This is a genomic window from Micromonospora sp. CNZ280, assembly GCF_011759515.1.
This window is the reverse complement of record NZ_JAAOYP010000004.1, coordinates 464582-482078: the sequence shown is the minus strand read 5'-3', so window position 1 is coordinate 482078 and position 17497 is coordinate 464582. Positions and strand designations below refer to the sequence as shown.

14 protein-coding genes are annotated in these 17497 nt (G+C 70.6%); 9 read left to right on the top strand and 5 right to left on the bottom strand.

Annotated features, from left to right (window positions below; translation table 11 throughout):
* The gene (locus tag FHX32_RS29355; protein WP_167190414.1) at positions 1-1014 is read right to left on the bottom strand and encodes a Gfo/Idh/MocA family protein; all 1014 of its coding nucleotides are present in this window, start codon (positions 1012-1014) and stop codon (positions 1-3) included.
* A 54-nt stretch (positions 1015-1068) separates the two neighbouring features.
* A complete protein-coding gene (locus FHX32_RS29350) occupies positions 1069-2355 on the bottom strand; it encodes an extracellular solute-binding protein (RefSeq protein ID WP_167190410.1) in 1287 nt (428 codons plus the stop codon).
* Between the two features lie 219 nt (positions 2356-2574).
* Here FHX32_RS29350 and FHX32_RS29345 point away from each other — a divergent pair, with 219 nt between their 5' ends.
* From FHX32_RS29345 to FHX32_RS29325, 5 genes are read left to right on the top strand one after another with little or no spacing between them, the layout of a single operon-like run.
* Entirely contained in the window at positions 2575-3519 is a 945-nt protein-coding gene (locus FHX32_RS29345; RefSeq protein WP_208419475.1) for a carbohydrate ABC transporter permease, read from the top strand.
* Positions 3516-4388: a carbohydrate ABC transporter permease gene (locus tag FHX32_RS29340; protein WP_167190407.1), complete on the top strand. Its 873-nt coding sequence runs from the start codon at positions 3516-3518 to the stop codon at positions 4386-4388. Before FHX32_RS29345 ends, FHX32_RS29340 begins: the two co-directional genes overlap by 4 nt.
* Positions 4388-5257 carry a Gfo/Idh/MocA family oxidoreductase gene (locus tag FHX32_RS29335; protein ID WP_167190403.1) on the top strand — a complete coding sequence of 290 codons (870 nt, stop codon included), beginning with the start codon at positions 4388-4390 and terminating at the stop codon, positions 5255-5257. The genes FHX32_RS29340 and FHX32_RS29335 overlap by 1 nt, the downstream gene beginning before the upstream one ends.
* Complete coding sequence (locus FHX32_RS29330; protein WP_167190400.1) at positions 5254-6435, top strand: enolase C-terminal domain-like protein; 1182 nt, start codon at positions 5254-5256, stop codon at positions 6433-6435. The genes FHX32_RS29335 and FHX32_RS29330 overlap by 4 nt, the downstream gene beginning before the upstream one ends.
* Entirely contained in the window at positions 6432-8198 is a 1767-nt protein-coding gene (locus tag FHX32_RS29325; protein ID WP_167190397.1) for a family 20 glycosylhydrolase, read from the top strand. Before FHX32_RS29330 ends, FHX32_RS29325 begins: the two co-directional genes overlap by 4 nt.
* An 88-nt stretch (positions 8199-8286) precedes the next feature.
* On the opposite strand, the gene FHX32_RS29320 is transcribed toward FHX32_RS29325, so the two are convergent.
* Positions 8287-9843, bottom strand: a complete 1557-nt coding sequence (locus FHX32_RS29320; protein ID WP_167190394.1) for a hypothetical protein — start codon at positions 9841-9843, stop codon at positions 8287-8289.
* Between the two features lie 217 nt (positions 9844-10060).
* The gene (locus FHX32_RS29315; RefSeq protein WP_109899205.1) at positions 10061-10339 is read right to left on the bottom strand and encodes a hypothetical protein; all 279 of its coding nucleotides are present in this window, start codon (positions 10337-10339) and stop codon (positions 10061-10063) included.
* Positions 10340-10654: 315 nt separating this feature from the next.
* On the opposite strand from FHX32_RS29315, the gene FHX32_RS29310 reads away from it, so the two are divergent.
* Positions 10655-11425: a hypothetical protein gene (locus FHX32_RS29310; RefSeq protein WP_167190391.1), complete on the top strand. Its 771-nt coding sequence runs from the start codon at positions 10655-10657 to the stop codon at positions 11423-11425.
* 253 nt (positions 11426-11678) lie between these two features.
* Here FHX32_RS29310 and FHX32_RS29305 read toward each other — a convergent pair whose 3' ends face one another.
* Entirely contained in the window at positions 11679-14156 is a 2478-nt protein-coding gene (locus FHX32_RS29305; protein WP_167190388.1) for an ATP-dependent Clp protease ATP-binding subunit, read from the bottom strand.
* Positions 14157-14639: 483 nt separating this feature from the next.
* Between FHX32_RS29305 and FHX32_RS29300 the strand changes: the two genes are divergently transcribed.
* Genes FHX32_RS29300 through FHX32_RS29290 form a run of 3 tightly spaced genes read left to right on the top strand, consistent with a single transcriptional unit; the run spans position 14640 to position 17490 of the window.
* Positions 14640-15257, top strand: a complete 618-nt coding sequence (locus FHX32_RS29300; protein ID WP_167190385.1) for a hypothetical protein — start codon at positions 14640-14642, stop codon at positions 15255-15257.
* Positions 15258-15310: 53 nt separating this feature from the next.
* Positions 15311-16681: a DDE-type integrase/transposase/recombinase gene (locus FHX32_RS29295; protein ID WP_167190382.1), complete on the top strand. Its 1371-nt coding sequence runs from the start codon at positions 15311-15313 to the stop codon at positions 16679-16681.
* Complete coding sequence (locus FHX32_RS29290; protein WP_167190378.1) at positions 16678-17490, top strand: AAA family ATPase; 813 nt, start codon at positions 16678-16680, stop codon at positions 17488-17490. The genes FHX32_RS29295 and FHX32_RS29290 overlap by 4 nt, the downstream gene beginning before the upstream one ends.
* Positions 17491-17497 lie beyond the last annotated feature (7 nt).

Below are 17497 nucleotides of genomic sequence, written 5' to 3'. Positions count from 1 at the left end.
TCAGACGACCTCCGGCCGGCCGGAGGCGATCGAGCGGTGGACGGCGGTGAGCACGGCGGTCACGTGCCGGCTGGACTCCAGCGTCACGAGCGGTTCCCGGTCGTGACGTACGGCGTCGACCAGGTGCCAGATCGCGTCCCGCACCGCCCCCGCCGGCACCCCGTGCACGGTGCGCACCAGCAGGTTGCGGGGGTATTGGTAGGCGTCCTCGGTGGCGATCTCGATCTGCTCGCACTTGCGGTCGAGGTGGATGACGCCCCGCTCACCGACGATCTCCACGAAGGAGTCGGTCATGGTGGGGAAGGTGTCCGGATAGGTCCAGCACGATTCGAAGGTGGCGACGCCGCCGCCCCGGAACCGGCACTGGGCCTGGATCGCGTCCGGCGTGTCCACCCCCAGGCCGCGTAGCACACCGTCGACGGCGGAGGCGTACACGGTCTCGACCTCGTCGTCGAACATCCAGCACACCAGGTCGATGTCGTGACTGGACAGGAACCAGGCGCACGTGGTGCCCTCGGCCCACGGGATCATCCGGGTGGGGACGTGGCGGGTGTCGTTCTTGCGGGCGTACGCCAGTCGGGGCCGGCCGATGTCCCCGGCCGCGATGCGTGCCTGTGCCTGCGCGTACGCCGGCACCCAGCGGTGGTTGAACAGCGTCATCGCCTTCACGCCGGCCCGCCGGACGGCGGCCACCGCCTGGTCGGCCTCGGCGGGATCGGTGGTGAACGGCTTCTCCACCAGCACGTTCTTCCCGGCTTCGGCGGCGGCGCAGACCATCGCGGCGTGCAGATGGTCGGGGGTGGCGACGACGACGATGTCGACGTCGGGGTCGGCGACCAGCTCGGCGGGGTCCGGGTGGACCCGTGCCCCGTGGTCGCCGGCGAGTTTCTCCGCCGAGGCGCGGGTGCGGCTGGTGACCGCGACGACCCGGGTGGCCGGATGGTCGGCGAGGATCTCCGCATGGACCCGGCCCATGATGCCGGCTCCGATGATCCCGACGCCCAACTGCGACATGTTTCGTCCTTCCTGATCGGTGGCCGCCCCCGGCGGGGGCGGCCACCGGCGCGGTCACTTGGCGGCGAGCAGGGCGTTCCATTCCTTCTCGGCGTCGGCGAGCGCCTGGCTGGGGCTCTTCCTGCCGCTGATCATGGCCCGCATGTTCTCGTCCCAGCGTTCCTGGAGCCTGTCGTCCTTGCCCGTACCGAGGAATCCGAGCTGGAGCTTGGGCAGTTCCTCCGCGATGATCCGGCGCGCCTCGTCGGTGAGCTTGCCGGGCTGGAAGGTGGTGAAGTGCGGATCCTTGAGTGCCTCGACCGTGGACGGGTAGATCGCGACGAGCTTGCAGAATGCGGTCTGGTTCTCGGCGTTGGTCAGGTAGAGCGCGAACTCGGTGGCGAACCGCGGGTTCGGCGTACCCTTGGGCACCACGAAGGTCTGCTGGTCCGGCAGGACGTACGTGCCGGCCTTGCCGGTCATCGCCGAGCCGAGCTTGAGCTTGGCGAACACGTCCGGCGCGTTCTTCTCGATGTTGTTCAGCACGAACGGCATGACGCTGGCGGAGAATGCCACCTGCTGGTTCTCCAGCGTCTGCGGGTAGTTGCGGTCGTCCTTGACCGTGGCGCCGGGGGCGATGCCGCCGCTGCGGTAGGCGTCCCGCCAGGCGGTGAGCAGCTGCGTGGTCTGCGGGGTGTTGAAGGCCGCCCTGCTCTTGTCCGCCGACAGCACCGGCACACCCTCGGCCTGCATGACGGAGATGGACGGGATGCCATTCATGCCGTACACGCCCGGCGTCGCCTGGTGCAGCTTCGTCGCCCAGGCCAGCGCCTCCCTGAAGGTCTTCGGCGGGCTGCTGACATCGAGGCCGGCCTTGGACACCAGGTCGGTGTTGTAGATGGCGATCGGCGCGCCGCCGTTGTACCAGGGCAGGGCGATGAGCGTGCCGTCGGGCATCAGCGACTCGATCAGGTTCGGCGCGTACGCCCTGCGCTGCTCCTCGGTGACGTACGGCCCCAGGTCGGTCAGCGACGGGACGAACTCCTCCAGATCGGAGTTGCTCAGGTTGACCACGTCCGGCGCGCTGCCGGCCGCCACGGCGGCGAGCAGCTTGGGCTTGACCTCGTTGCCCGGCACGTCGACCCAGGTGATCTTGGCATCCGGGTGCTGCTTCTTGAAGCCGTCGATCAGACCGTTGATGTAGCTCTCGAAGTTCTTCTTCAGATTGATGGTCCAGAACTCGATGTCCATGGCGCCGGCGTCCGCGGGCTTCTCCTTCTCGGTCCCGGCGACGCACCCGGTCGCCAGGGTGAGCGCGAGTCCCGTGGCGAGAGCCCTGGCCAGTAACGAAGCAACCCTCACGACAGACCTCCCGGTGGTGTTAGGGATGGGGCGATGATCAGGTCGCCGTACGGGGCGGAACGGGCCGGCATCGGTGACCTTGACAGCCCTTGGGGGGCGAAATATGGTCCGGACAACATTTCGGCAGTCCTTAAAGCCTGTTGCGGACAAAGGTTAACCATCACGCCCGGCCTGTCAAGGGGTTCGATCCGGCTCACGACCACCACGAGGATGTGCGGCATGACGATGACGGCTCCCGCGTCGGCGGAAACGACGCACCCGCCAATCCACTCCGGTCGCCGGAAACGGCAGGTCCGACAGCACCGGGGAACGACCCCGTACCTCTTCCTGCTACCCGCCCTGGTCCTACTCGCCGTCTTCTACATCTGGCCGGCGGTCACCGCCGTGCAGCTCGCCTTCTACGACTACCGAGTGGTCTCCCCGGCGGAATTCGTCGGCCTCGCCAACTTCGCACAGATGCTCGACGACGACCGCTTCTACACCGCCCTGGCGAACTCCGGCCTGTTCCTGGCCGGCATGCTGCCCATCCTGGTAGCCGTGCCGCTGCTGCTGGCGGTGCTGGTCAACCTGCCGCTGCGCGGGATCAAGGTGTTCCGGCTCGTCTACTACCTGCCGGTGGTGACATCGATGGTCGCGATCGCGATCGCCTGGAACTACGTCTACCACCAGCGCGGCGTGCTGAACTGGTTGCTCGGCGCCGTGGGGCTGCTCGACCAGCCGGTGCAGTACCTGCTCGACCCCGGGTGGGCTCTGCCGGCCCTGGTGCTGGTCGAGAGCTGGAAGTCGCTCGGCTACTACATGATGATCTACCTCGCCGGGCTGCAGGCCGTCCCACGCGACCTGTACGAGGCGGCGGCCGTCGACGGAGCCGGGCCATGGCGACGGCTGCGCAGCATCACCGTACCGATGCTGCGCCCCTACATCGCGGTGGTGACTGTCCTCGCCGCACTCGACGCCATGCAGGTCTTCACCTCGGTCTTCGTGATGACCCAGGGCGGGCCCCAGGACGCCACCCTCACGCTCGGGTACTACATCTACGACGAGGCGTTCCGCCACTTCAACATGGGCTACGCCAGCGCGATGGGCCTGGTGCTCTGGGCGATCCTCGTCGTCTTCTCCCTCCTGTCCTACCGGCTCACCCGCGGGAAGGCGGTCACCCCATGACCGAACGCAGAGGCACCGGGGGAGCCCCGCCCCGACCGAGGCGCATCCACCTGCGCGCCGTCCGCACGGTGGGCTTCTACGTCCTGCTCAGCCTGATCGGCGCCCTGTTCCTCGGCCCGTTCCTCATCCTGCTCGCCAGCGCCCTCAAGCCGGCGAGCCAGCCGGTGTACTCGTTCCCACCGCAACTGATCCCCCTGCCACCGGTGCTCGACTGGTTCGTCGAGGCGTGGCACAAAATCTCCTTCCCGCGCTATCTGGCCAACTCCCTGCTCTACGAACTGCTGACCGTCCCGGCCTACCTGGCCATCTCGGCGCTGGCCGCGTACCCGCTGGCCCGGATCGACTTTCGCGGGCGGGCACCGCTGTTCGCGCTGATCGTGTCGACGATGTTCCTGCCCGGCGAGGTGATGCTGGTGCCCCGCTTCCTCGTCGTGTCCGAACTCGGCATGGTGGACACCTTCGCCGGCCTGGTCCTGCCCGGACTGCTCTCCGCATTCGGCGTCTTCCTCCTGAAGCAGGCGTTCGAGCAGATCCCGCGGGAACTGTTCGACGCCGCCCGGGTGGACGGCTGCAACGAGTGGCAGATCTTCTGGCGCGTCGCGGTGCGGCAGGTCACCCCAACCCTCGCCACACTGGCCATCTTCGGGTTCATCAGCGTCTGGAACAACTTCATCTGGCCATTGGTCGTGCTGAAGAGCGAGGACAAGTTTCCCATCGCCCTCGGCCTGGCCTACCTGCAGGGCATCTTCGGCACGGACGTGCGGTCGATGGCCGCCGGTACCGTGATCGCCGTGCTACCCATCATCATCTTCTTCCTCGCCCTGCAGAAGCACTTCGTCGACGGCATGCGTGGCGCGGTGAAGGGCTGATGGCGCGGATAGGCCTGGTCGACCTGGACACCTCCCACCCAGGCGCGTTCACCCCGCTGCTGCGCGCGATGGGACACGACGTGGTCGCGGTCTGGCACCACGCGCCGGCCGACGATTTCGCCCGTCAGCACGACATCCCGCACGTCTTCGACGACCTGCACGAGATGGCCGAGGCGGTGGACATCGCCGTCGTGTCCGGCGCCGACTGGTCGACCCACGTCGAGCGGGTCGCCCCGTTCGTGGCCGCCGACCGGGCAGTTCTGCTGGACAAGCCGTTCGCGGGCAACGCCGCCCACCTGGCCCGGCTCGTGGCGTGGACCGACCATGGTGCGCGGCTCTCCGGGGGCTCCTCCCTGCGCTGGGCCGTGGAACAGGACCCGGACGCCGATTTCGCCCTCACCGGCTGCTCCGGCCACGAGTTCGACTACGGCATCCACGCGTACTCCCTGCTGCACGGCCTGCTCGGACCCGGCATGCGACAGGCCCGGTGGCTCGGCGGACGCGGCCAGCACCGGATTGAGATCCGCTGGGCCGATGGCCGGACCGGGATGGTCTCGCTGGGCGAAACCGAAGTCCGGCACCCGTTCCACGCCACCATCCTGTCCGGACGGTCGGTACGTTACCTCGAGATCAGCCCGTCGACGCTCTACCCCGCACTGCTGGAGGCCGTCGTCCCGTACCTGGCCGGGCAGGCCCCGAACCCGCTGCCGATGGCCGGCCTGGTCGAACCGGAGCTCGCGGCGCTCGCCGCGCTGCACTCCCGGCACGAGGGGGGCCGCTGGGTCGACCTGCTCGATCCGGAGCTGATCGGGGTGCAGTACGACGGACCGGCGTTCGCCGCTGCGTACCGCCGGGCTAAGCAGCGGTGAGGCCGACCGACGCCCGGGTGGTCGATGCCACCGTCGGGTTCCGACACGTGCCGTTCAGCACGCCGCTGGTGCTCAGCTCCGGCCCGATCGACGGCCTGACCGAGGCGACGGTCACCGTCACGGTGGAGACGGGCGAGCGGCAGGCGACCGGCTCCGGCAGCGTACTGCTCTCCCACCCCTGGGCGTACGGGTCGGCCGCCGGGCGCACCGCGGAGGACCGGGACACCGCGATGCGGCAGGGCGTCGCCGCGCTCGCCCGGGAGGCTGTCGGCGCCACCGGCGACCCACTGACCATCGGCGTCGGCCTGCTCGACGCGCTGCCCGGCCTCCCCGTACCCCGGCTCGCCGCCGAGGTCTGCCTCGGCCCAGTGGACGCCGCGGTGCACGACGCGTGGGCCCGTGCCGCCGGCCGCCCCGCTCACGCCCTCTACACCGATCCGTTCGTGCCCGACCTGGCCGCCTTCCTCGGGCCCGACTTCACCGGCCGGTACCCGGCCGACTTCCTGGCCACCGATGTCCCGGACCGGCTCCCGGTGCAGTGGATCGTCGGACCCGACGACCCACTCGACGGTCTGGCCGGCGCCCGGTGGCTCAAGGTGAAGCTCCGCGCCGTGGACCCGATCGCCGACGCCGCCCGGGTGGCCGCCGTCGCAGCCGCCGCCGGCCGGGGTCGCCGGCTCGCACTCGACCCGAACGAGGGGTACGGCACGGCCGAGGTGGTCGGGGAACTGCTGGCCGCGTTGCCCTCCGAGGTCGCCGTCGACTACGTGGAGCAGCCGCTGCCCCGGTCGCTGCCGTGGGATCCGCCCGGTGTGCGGATCCCCGTCCTGCTCGACGAAGGACTGCCCGACCCGCGCCGGCTCGACGAGGTGACCGGCTGGGACGGCGTGGTCGTGAAGACCTGCCGTGGCCAGACGGCGACGCTGCTCACCTACTGCTGGGCGCGCCGCCGTGGCCGGTACGTCGTACAGCAGGACCTCACCCACGTCGGTGCCGCACTGGAGCACGCGGCGGCGTTCGCCAGGCGGACCATCCGGGCCGTACCGGCCTTCGAGTGCAACAGTCTCCGGTTCGCCCCCGCGGGCAACGCCGAACTCACCCGCCGCCGGCCCGAACTGCTCACCGTGGTCGACGGTTGGATCGACGTGTCCAGCTGCGGAAAGGACGGCATCCGATGATCGAGGCGCGTGCCACCTTCCCCGAGCAGGGTACGTTCCGGCCACCGGCCAATGCCGCCGTACACCATCCGCCGGCCGCCGCCGCGGCGGCGGCCCGGGTGGCCGGGCTGCTCGGGCTGCCCGCCCGCGCCGTCGAACGCGCCCAGGGCTGGTGGCTGGTGGCCGGCACCACCTCCACACCGCTGCTGCGCGCGCCGGACCGGCCCGACGGGTTCGCGCTCGCCGTGACCGCCGACCGGATCGAACTGGCCGGGCGCGACCGGGCCCCGCTCGGTTATGCCGCGGCCTCGCTGGCCGACGGGGGCCTCGCCTGCCGCCGGCTGGTGGACTTCGCCGACCTCGCCATGCGCGGCGTGCACCTGGATTTGAAGGGGCCGACCCTCGCGCCGTCCTACCTGGACGCTCTGCTCGCCCGGCTCGGCACGCTCCGGATCAACACGCTGCTGGTCGAGTACGAGGACAAGTTTCCCTATCCGGCGGAGCTTGAGCTGGCCGCACCGGAGACCGTCGACGTGCCAGCCCTGCTGACTGCCGCGCAGCGGCACAACATGACCGTCGTGCCGCTGGTGCAGTGCCTCGGGCACCTGGAATACGCGCTACGCCACCCCCGCTGGCGGCACCTGGCCGAGGACGAGCGACACCAGCAGCTCTGCCCCATGCATCCCAGGGCGCTGGAATTCTTCGCCGCCACCCTGGACGCGGTCCTCGCCACCCACCCGCAGGCCCCGCTGGTGCACATCGGCGGCGACGAGCCGTGGTCGCTGGGACGCTGCGCCCGCTGCGCCAGGCAGCGGCGGCCAGACCTGTACGCCCGCCACGTCGCCGCCGCGGCCCGGATGGTGATCAACGCCGGGCGGCGCCCCATCGTCTGGGACGACGTGCTCTACGCCGAACGGGATCCCGCACTGGTCGACGCGCTGCCGCCGGAGACCGTGATCATGCCGTGGGAGTACGCGGCCCCGGGCCGCACCGGCTGGGCCCGCTGGGACACGCCGCAGACCCTGGTGGCCACCTCGGACCTGCTCCGGTCGGCGCCGCCCGGCGCGCCGCTGCTGCCCGTGGCGTCGCTACCGCCCGAGGAGCGCCGGCTCATCGAGGCGGTCAAATCCGGCAACCACCCGCTGCCCTGGGCGCGGGCGCTCGTCGCCCGGGGGCGCACGGTGATCGGTGCCGCGGCCGCCCGCGGCGCCGACGGCCCGAACAGGGCCTACCCCCGCTGGATCCGTCGGCTGGCCAACGTGCGGATGTGGGCACGCGAGGCGCGCACCCTGGGAATCGAGGGCGTGGTCAGCACTGCCTGGGCTGCCTACGACACGGTGAGCCCACCAACCGAACCGCTGCCCAGTGCGGAGGTGGCCCTGGCAGCGTCCGCAGCGCTGTACTGGAATGCCGACGCAGGCGTGACGCTGCCGTCCTGGTGCGCGGTGCTGGAGAGCGGCACCGTACACGACGTTCGGGCCCTGCACGCGGTCGCGGACGACCCGCTGGTGCGCGCCTGCGCCGGCCACCGCCTTCTGGTCGAGGCGACGGAGGAGGTCGCCGGAACCGCCGCCTGGCACCGGGACGTCGCGGCGGCCGATCCGGCGGCCTCGGCCGCCCGCGCGCTCGCCGCCACGTCCGTGGACAGGCTCGTGCGGCAGTGGCACGCCTGGCGGGAGGAGTACGCCGCGGCGATCGCCGACTGCTACAGCGGCTCCGGCGCCGCCGTCATTGCGGCGGCGAAGGCGGCCGAGCCGCTGCGCCGGCTGGCGGCCGTGGGCTGACCGGACGGTATCCGCCGGCGGCACGGCAGCGGCACGGGCCGCCGGCGGGTGTCTTCCCCCACCAGCGGCCCGTGCGCCGGAAACCCGCTCAGCGCGCTCGGCTGGCCCAGTTGAGCCAGGCCGATCCGAAGATCGGTACGGCGCCGGGCGCGGGGTTTTGGTTCCGGTACATGGTGGCGATCGCGTCGACCATCACCCCGTCCTCGTCGTACGGCGCGAGGCCGAGCCAACCGGCGGCGATCTGCTCGAACGCGCGGTTGCCGGTGACGCCGGATGGGCCGAGGTACGACCAGACGGTCGGCGATCCGTCGGCGCCGGTGGTGATGATGTCCCGGCTGAGGGTCGCCGCCAGCAGCCGCATGTCCGACCGCCGAGCCACGATGCCGGCCTGGTGCGCGGTGACCATCATCGCGATCTCGATGTGCCCGTGCGAGATGTCCTCGGCCCTTGTGCCGGCGCCGATCCTTTGGAAGTTGTTACTGACGTCGTCGGCCGCTGTCCAGCCGCGGTACGGCCAGCCCCGCGTCCAGTAGTACGTCCACGTGGCGGTGCCGCTGCTCGTGGACCGGAGGTCGTCGCGGAATGTGCGCACCAGCGCGGCAGCCCGCTCACCATGTGCCGGATGGTGACTGGCCAGGTACAGCTCCAGGTAGACGCGGGCCATGCTAGTGGAGTAGTTGTGCGGCCAGTCGGCCCCGTCGAGGTTGACCGGGTCGTCCCGCAGGGCGCGGTAGTAGCCGTAAGCGCCGTCCTGGACGTACGCCTCGTCGTGGATGGCCACCGCGGCCTCGGCGGCGGCGCGGTACTCGCGCGCCTTGTCCCGGTAGCGGGACTCTGCCTTGAGGCGGGGCTCGGCCGCGACCAGCCGGGCGAACTTGGCGATCGGGTAGGCGATCTGCCCGGTGTGGACGGCGCTGTGATACTTCGGAGCGGTCATCAGCGTGCTGACCGGCGCCGGGTTGCCGGCGGATCCCGGATCGGTTCGCAGATCCTTGGCGGTGATTTGCGCGGTGTTGGGGTCGAACGCGGCGTTGATTCGGGTGACGGCGTAGTCCGAGCTGGCAGGGTCCATCGTCAGGTTGTCGTACGTGTCCCCGACCTTGTAGAACGTCGAGTAGACGGTCAGCTTGAACGTCCCGGGGTTGGTGCCCGCGGTGACGGTGAGCTGCGCGGAGGCGCTGAACGCCCGGGCCGAACGGATACGCAGGGTCGGCCGCCCTTCCGCGTCGACCAGGCGCACCTCACCGGCCGTGTACGGGTCACCGGTCCGCCAGGCCGGCAGGGACAGGCCCCGCCAGTCGGTGAACCCGCGCTCGCTGTCCCGGTTGGCCAGCACGTGGTCGATGTGGTCGATCGCCTTGTCCAGGTAGTACGGGTCCCGGTGGGCCTCGTACATCAGCAGGTACGCCTGCAGCACGTAGGACTCGCCCCAGCCCAGCGCGCCGCGGTTGTCGTTGAGATCGTCCTTCAGCCCGTTCCCACTGTTGAAACCGAGGTCGAGCGCGTCGAACGCGGCCCGGGTGGTGAAGTCGGGGGTTTCCGCGGCGCGCGCCGGCGTGGGCGGCGCCGCGCCGAGGCCGACCAGGGTCCCACTGGCGGCCGCGCCGATGAGCAGACAGCGCCGGCTGATACCGGAGGGTGGCATCTGTACCTCCATCGAGGGAGAGGGATTCCTAACCCGCAACCTATGAGCCACGATTGCGCTGGTCAATATTTCCGGCGGTCCCATTTCCTTTATTTGAGGCGCCGCATCCATCGGGCGACGACCGTGTGCCTGCCGAGAACCCCCGCCGCCCCTGCGTGGATGTCTGTCCTGCGCCGCATCTCGCCAGCTGCGACTACCTACACCAGCCCTGCGAGGGTCACCTGACCGACCACGCCGCCGTCGCAGCCACCCTGCGCCTGACCGTCGACCACCGGACCGCAGTCAGCGCGCCGATCACCACGGTCGGCAGGGTGGTGAGCATGGCCGCCTCGGAGCTGCGGGTGATCGCGGAGAGTGCGGCCGAGAACGCCGCTATGATCGAGCAGCCGAACAGCAGCGCCACCACCATGACCAGGGGGTTCCTGGGCGTCGGCAGGTCGAGGGCCAGGACCGCGGAGACGGCCAGCGCGACGAACTGGGCGAGGAAGATCGCCACGTGCTGCTGGCCGTGTCGAACAGGATCGTGCGGTCCGAGGCGAGCCCGGCGCGCAGCCGTTTGAGTACCAGTTCCCGGCGGCGTGCGGCGTACACGTGGCGCTGAATCGACAGCTCGCTCGCCGCGCTGAAGACCCCGTCGGTACAACGACTCGCCGACGCCGTGCTGTCCGGACAGCGGCTGGCCTGGCTACACCCGCCCCAACCGGCGACGTAGCTGCCCATTCCGGCCCGACAGCCCTGGTGCCGCTCGTAGGATCGCAACCATGCTCGGGCAGCGGCCGTACCAGGTAGACAATCAACCCCGTACGCTGCGGTGACGCTGAGCCGAGCGGGCAGTCTGTGGGCGACACTCGCGGTGACGCTGGTCCTGGGAGCCCTTCACCTGCTGGCGCCGTACATCCGGCGGACACTGCCGGTGTCCACCCAGGCGGCGACCTCGCTCGGCGGCGGCATCGCCGCAGCGTACGTCTTCCTCTACCTCCTGCCGCGCCTCGCCGAGGGCAACGAGGCGGTCGCCCACGTCCTGGAGGAAGAGGTCCGCGCCGGCCGGGTGCGCGGATTCATCCTGTTCCTCGTCGCGCTGGTCGGCTTTTTCACGTTCTACGCCCTGGAGCGCGCGACCCATCGGACGAACGGGCACGAGCAGGAGCCCACCCGGCTGGTCTTCGCGTGCCAACTCGGCTTCTTCGCGCTCTACAGCGGCCTGATCACGTACACCTTGGCGACGAAGCTGGACGCGGGCCTCGCGCCGGCGGCGCTGTTCGCCGTCGCCATGGGGCTGCACGTGCTGGCCACCGACGGCGTGCTGGCCGAGCACTTCCCGGTCAGACTCACCACCCGATGGCGCCTCGTTCTCGTCGCCGGCGCCGGTGCCGGCTGGTTGACCGCGGTCGTCGCCCAGCCCACCAGCGTGGTGATGAATCTGCTGACGGCGTTTCTCGGTGGCGGGATCCTGCTCAACGTCTTCGTTGACGAACTGGCACCCGAACGGCACTCGAGCTTCGCCTGGTTCACCGTCGGGCTGGCCAGCTATTCAGCGCTCCTCGCGATCGCGACCTTCACCACGGAGCTGGGGGCCGCATGACAGCGACCCGACCCGGACGGCACAGAGGAGCCGCTGAAGGAGACCGCGGAGCTGCTGTACGGGATGGCGCTGCTCGCCGAGGGTAGGGAGCTGGCCTACCCGTCCCGGTTCACCCGCATCCTTGCCGACCGGCTGGCCCGCACGCTGTGAGGCCGGAACCGTGACGATGATCGGTTAGGACCCACGAGAAGTGCGTCTTCTGGACGCCGCCCCGCAGATCTCCTGCGTGTCGTCAGCCCGGCCTGGGCGGGCGTCACGTGCCGGCCGGCACGGCGGCGGGCCGGACCGAGAGGTCGAGTTCGCCGCCGACGACGTTGACCTCGATGGTGTCGCCCGGATTCGCCCCGTCCTCCAGCAGCAGGGTCGACAGCCGGTCTTCCAACTCGCGCTGGATGCTGCGCCGCAGTGGCCGCGCCCCGTACTCGGGCTGGTAGCCCCGATTGGCCAGCCACTGCACGGCGTCCGGACTGACCTCAAGGTTGATGTCCTGTGCGTGCAACCGGCGGCGGGTACGGTCAAGCAGCAGGCCGGTGATCTCGCGGAGTTGCTCCCGGTCCAGGCCGGTGAAGATGATGATCTCATCGATCCGGTTGAGGAACTCCGGCCGGAACCGCTGCCCCAGCAGCCCCATCAGTTCCTCGCGCAGGTCGCTGACCGGACGCCCTGCCGTCTGGGCGGCCAGAATGCGGTCCGCGCCGATGTTGCTCGTCATGATCAGGATGGTGTTGCTGAAGTCGACCGTGCGACCCTGCGAGTCGGTGAGGCGACCGTCGTCGAGCACCTGCAGCAGCGTGTTGAACACATCCGCGTGCGCCTTCTCCACCTCGTCGAAGAGCAGCACCGAGTACGGCCGGCGCCGGACCGCCTCGGTGAGCTGGCCGGCCTCCTCGTACCCGACGTAGCCCGGGGGCGCCCCGACCAGCCGGCTGACCGTGTGCCGCTCCTGGAACTCGCTCATGTCGAAGCGGATCATGCTGGACTCGTCGCCGAAGAGCGCCGCGGCGAGGGCCCGAGCCAGTTCGGTCTTGCCGACGCCGGTGGGTCCGAGGAAGAGGAACGACCCGTCGGGTCGCTGGGGGTCACTCAGCCCGGAACGCGACCGGCGTACGGCGGCCGCCACGGCCCGTACGGCCTCGTGCTGGCCGACCACGCGCTCGTGCAGTTGCTCCTCGATGCGCCGCAGCCTCTGCTTCTCCACCTCCGTGAGCTGGGTGACGGGAACACCGGTACGGCGGCTGACCACCTCGGCGATGTCGCTCATGTGCACCTCGGGCACCGGTGGCGCGCCCTCCTGCGCCGCCGCCAGGTCCCGCTCGGCCGCACTGATCTCGGCTTTCAGCGCACCCGCGCGCTGGTAGTCCTCGTTCGCCACCGCGCTGTCCTTCTCCCGCCGCAACTGGGACAGCCGCTTCTCGATCTCCTTCTTGTCCGGAGCCGGGGTGCGGGAACGCAGCCGGACCCGCGCACCCGCCTGGTCGAGCAGGTCGATCGCCTTGTCCGGCAGGAACCGGTCGGTGATGTAGCGGTGGGACAACTCGGCCGCGGCGTCCAGGGCTTCGTCCGTGTAGCGCACCTGATGGTGCGCCTCGTACCGGTCGCGTACGCCCTTGAGGATCGCGACGGTGTCCTCCACGCTCGGCTCCGACACCAGGATCGGCTGGAACCGGCGCTCCAGCGCCGCGTCCTTCTCGATGTAGCGACGGTACTCGTTCAGCGTCGTCGCGCCGACCACGTGCAGTTCGCCGCGGGCCAGGGCCGGCTTGAGCATGTTGCTGGCATCCATCGCCCCCTCGCCGCCGCCGCCCGCGCCGACAACGGTGTGCAGTTCGTCGATGAAGAGGATCAGCCCGTCCTCGGCGGCCGTCACCTCCTGGATCACGTTCTTCAGTCGCTCTTCGAACTCACCGCGGTACTTGGCGCCCGCCACCATCCCGGACAGGTCGAGGGCAACCACCCGCCGGTTGGCCAGGGTTTCGGGCACGTCGTCGTTGACGATGCGCTGGGCGATGCCCTCGACGATCGCCGTCTTGCCGACGCCCGGCTCGCCGGTGAGCACCGGATTGTTCTTCGTACGCCGGGAGAGCACCTCGATCGTGTCGTCGATCTCGTCGTCACGCCCGACGACCGGATCGAGCCGCCCAGCCCGGGCGTCCTCGGTGAGGTCCCGCCCGTACTGGTCCAGGGTGGGGGTGGTGCTGACGCCGCGCCCGTCGGCGCCGCCCGCTGGCCGCGCGGGGCCGGTGACGGCCCCGCCGAGCGCGCGCAACGCCTGGCCCGCGGTCGTCTCCGGGTTCGCGGCGATGCCGAGCAGGATGTGTTCGGGGCCGATGTATGTCGCGCCGGACCGTCGCGACTCGCGGTGCGCGTCTAGCAGGGCGCGCTTCGCCGCTGGCGCGAGCGGAGGCGTGTCCTCGCGTGGCCTGCCTCTGGGGACGGCCGCCTCTATCTGGCGGGCCAGGCCGTCGGGGTCGGCGCCGCTCGCGTCGAGGATCCGGCGGGTGGGGTCGGACTGGGCGGCGGCCCACAGCAGGTGCTCGACGTTGAGGTACGGGCTGCCCCACGCCGCAGCCTGCTCGGCTGCCCGTTGCAGCAGTTGCCGCGATTCGGTGGAGAGCAGGCGGGACAGGTCCACGCGCTCCACCGGACGTCCCGCGAACGGGTCTCCACCGAAGAACCGACTGATCAGGTCGTCCAAGGAGCCGCCGGGGATGCGGAACGCGTCGAGCGACATCTCATACCTTCCTGTCGGTCGGGTGGGTCCTCGGCACAGGCCCACCTGAACGCTACGCACCTTTCGCTCACCAGGATGGCTTTTGTGGGTTTGTGGGGAGGATGGGGTTTGTACTCGCTGTGGCCGCGGGGAAGCCACTGCGGGTGGTTGTCGCGGAGGTCGCAGCGGAGGTCCCAGGCGCGGGGGCCCGTCGGCGGATGCGGCCTGCCCACCATCGGATCCGCGACCAGTCCCGAACTCCAGGAACTCCAGGGAACCTCGCCCCAGTCGCGCGCCATCGGAGCCCGGCTGTTAGCCGTCACAAGGTGACGACGAGTTTGCTCTTGCCCGTCATTGATCTTGAGGATGTCTGTGGCGCAACTCAGAGGGGTTGCGCTTCTTCATGCGCGTCATCACCGTGAGGACGTTCATGCAGGCAGCGGCCCTCCCGTGATCCTTGGCCGGGTGCTCGGGAGGGCCGCTCGTAGGTGCGGAGGCACCCGGGTGATGACGGTAATGGACGACCCTGCTGGGGTCGAATTGCAGCTCGCGGCGGGTGTGCTGTGCTGCCCGGATTGTCAGGGCCGGTTGACCGGGTGGGGGTGGGCGCGGCCGCGTCTGATCCGGGGTGAGGCGGGCCTGCGGTGGCTGGTGCGGCCGCGGCGTACTCGCTGTTCGGGTTGCGCGGCGACGCATGTGCTGCTGCCGGTGGGTGTGCTGGTCCGCCGGGCGGACGCGATCGGCGTGGTCGGCGAGGCTTTGGTGGCGAAGGCGTCCGGGCTGGGTGCGCGGCCGGCCGCGGTGGTGGTGGGTCGCCCGCTGGGGACGGTGAAGGGCTGGCTGCGCCGGTTCGCGGGCCGGGCGGAGCAGGTCCGGGCGTGGTTCACCGGGCTGCTGGTGGCCGTGGCGCCTGATCCGGTCGTGCCCGACCCGGCCGCGACGGTGTTCGCCGACGCGGTGGCCGCGATCGACGCTGCGGCGCGGGCGGTTGCCGGCCGGTTCGTGCTGCGCATGGTGACGGCGTGGCAGGTCGCCTGCGCGGTGTCGGGAGGCCGGTTGCTGTCGCCGGACTGGCCACCGGATTCGATCAACACGAGTTCGCCCTGGCTGGCGGCCATGTGACCCGGCACCCTCAACACTCGTCGATCTTCGGGTGAGTGTTGAGGAGGCTGTTGTTGACTACCGCGGATGATGAGGTGCGGGTGCGGGCCGACCGTGCCCGCCAGATCGCGTTATGGCGCTACCAGCTGGTCCGGGAGGCGGCCGATCCGGCGTATTCCACCCGCCAGCGTGGCCGGATGGTGCGCGAACTCGCGGCCAGTGAGCATCCGGGGCCGTTCGGGACGCCGGTGCGGGTGGCCCGGGCGACCCTGGACCGGTGGATCACGGCGTGGCGTCGGGGCGGGTTCGACGCCCTGGTGCCCAGCCCGCGGCAGATGCAGCCACGCACCCCGGCGGAGATCCTGGACATGGCCGCGGCGCTCAAGCGGGAGAACCCGGCCCGCACCGCCGCGCAGGTCGCCCGGATCCTGCACAAGCATCTGGGGTGGGCGCCGTCGGAGTCGACGGTGCTGCGGCATTTGAACCGTCTCGAGCTGACCGGCCCGCCGGCGCAGACCGCGGTGTTCGGCCGGTTCGAAGCCACCCGTGCGAACGAGTTGTGGGTCGGCGACGCGTTGCACGGTCCAGTGATCGCCGGCCGCAAGACCTACCTATTCGCGTTCCTCGACGATCACAGCCGGCTGCTGGTCGGACACCGGTTCGGGTTCGCCGAGGACACCGTGCGCCTGGCGGCCGCTTTGCGCCCCGCACTGGCCTCACGCGGAGTCCCCGCCGGGGTCTACGTCGACAACGGCAGCGCGTTCGTCGACGCGTGGCTGCTACGGGCCTGCGCCAAGCTCGGCATCAAGCTCGTGCACTCCACCCCGGGCCGCCCGCAGGGCCGCGGGAAGATCGAGCGGCTGTTCCGGCGGGTGCGTGAGCAGTTCCTCGTCGAGTTGTCCACACCCGACAGTGAGCTGCTGGTGCCGGATCTGGTCAGCCTCAACAGGTTGTTCACCGCGTGGACCGAGACCGAATACCACCGCACCACGCATTCGGAGACCGGGCAGACGCCCCTTCACCGCTGGCAGGCCGGCGACCCGCCCCGGCTGCCCAGCCCGGCCGCGTTGCGCGAGGCGTTCCTCTGGGAAGCCGCCCGCACCGTCACCAAGACCGCCACCGTCTCCCTGCACGGCAACACCTACCAGGTCGACGCCGGTCTGGTCGGGCGGCGGGTCGAGCTCGTATTCGACCCGTTCGACCTGACCAACATCGAGGTCCGGCTGGGCGGCAAGCCGATGGGCCTAGCCATCCCGCACCGCATCGGCCGTCACGCCCATCCCAAGGCCAAGCCCGAAACACCCCAGGCGCCACCACCGGCGTCGGGCATCGGCTACCTGAAACTCGTCGACGCCGCCCACCAGGCCGACCTGGCCGACCGGGTCAACTACACCGCCCTGTCGGGCCCCACCGATCCTGCACTCTCCGAGAAGGACACCCCATGATCGACCGTCTGCAAGCACACTACGGGTTCACCCGCATGCCGTTCGGCCGCGACCTCGCACCGGGCATGCTGCACCGGCACGGCTCCCACGCCGAAGCCGTCGCCCGCATCAGCTGGTGCGTCGAACAACGCGTCCTGGGCGTGGTCACCGGCGAGGTCGGCGCCGGCAAGACCGTCGCCGTCCGCGCCGCCCTCGCCGCGCTCGACCAGGTCCGGCACACCATCATCTACCTCGGCAACCCCACCATCGGCGCCCGCGGCATCCACCACGCCATCGTCACCGCCCTCGGCGGGGTCCCGCATCCCCACATGGCCATCCTCGTCCCGCAAGCCGCCGAAGCCCTGGCAGGCGAACACGCCGAACGCGGCCGCACTCCCGTCCTGGTCATCGACGAAGCGCACCTGCTCACCCACGACCAACTCGAAGGCATCCGCATGCTCACCAACCACGACCTGGACCGGTGGTCGCCGTTCGCCTGCCTGCTCGTCGGCCAGCCCACCCTGCGCCGCAGGATCAAGCTCGGCGTCCTGGCCGCCCTCGACCAGCGCATCGGGCTGCGCTACTCGATGCCCGGCATGACCGGCGAGGAAACCGCCGCCTACCTACGCCACCACCTGCGCCTGGCCGGCCGCGACGACCCGCTGTTCTCCGACGACGCCGCAGCCGCGATCCACCAATCCAGCCGCGGCTACCCCCGCGCCGTCAACAACCTCGCCGTCCAAGCCCTCATCGCCGCGTTCGCCGACGGCAAAGCCATCGTCGACGAGTCCTCCACCCGCGCCGCGATCAGCGAAGTCACGGCCGAATAGCCCGATC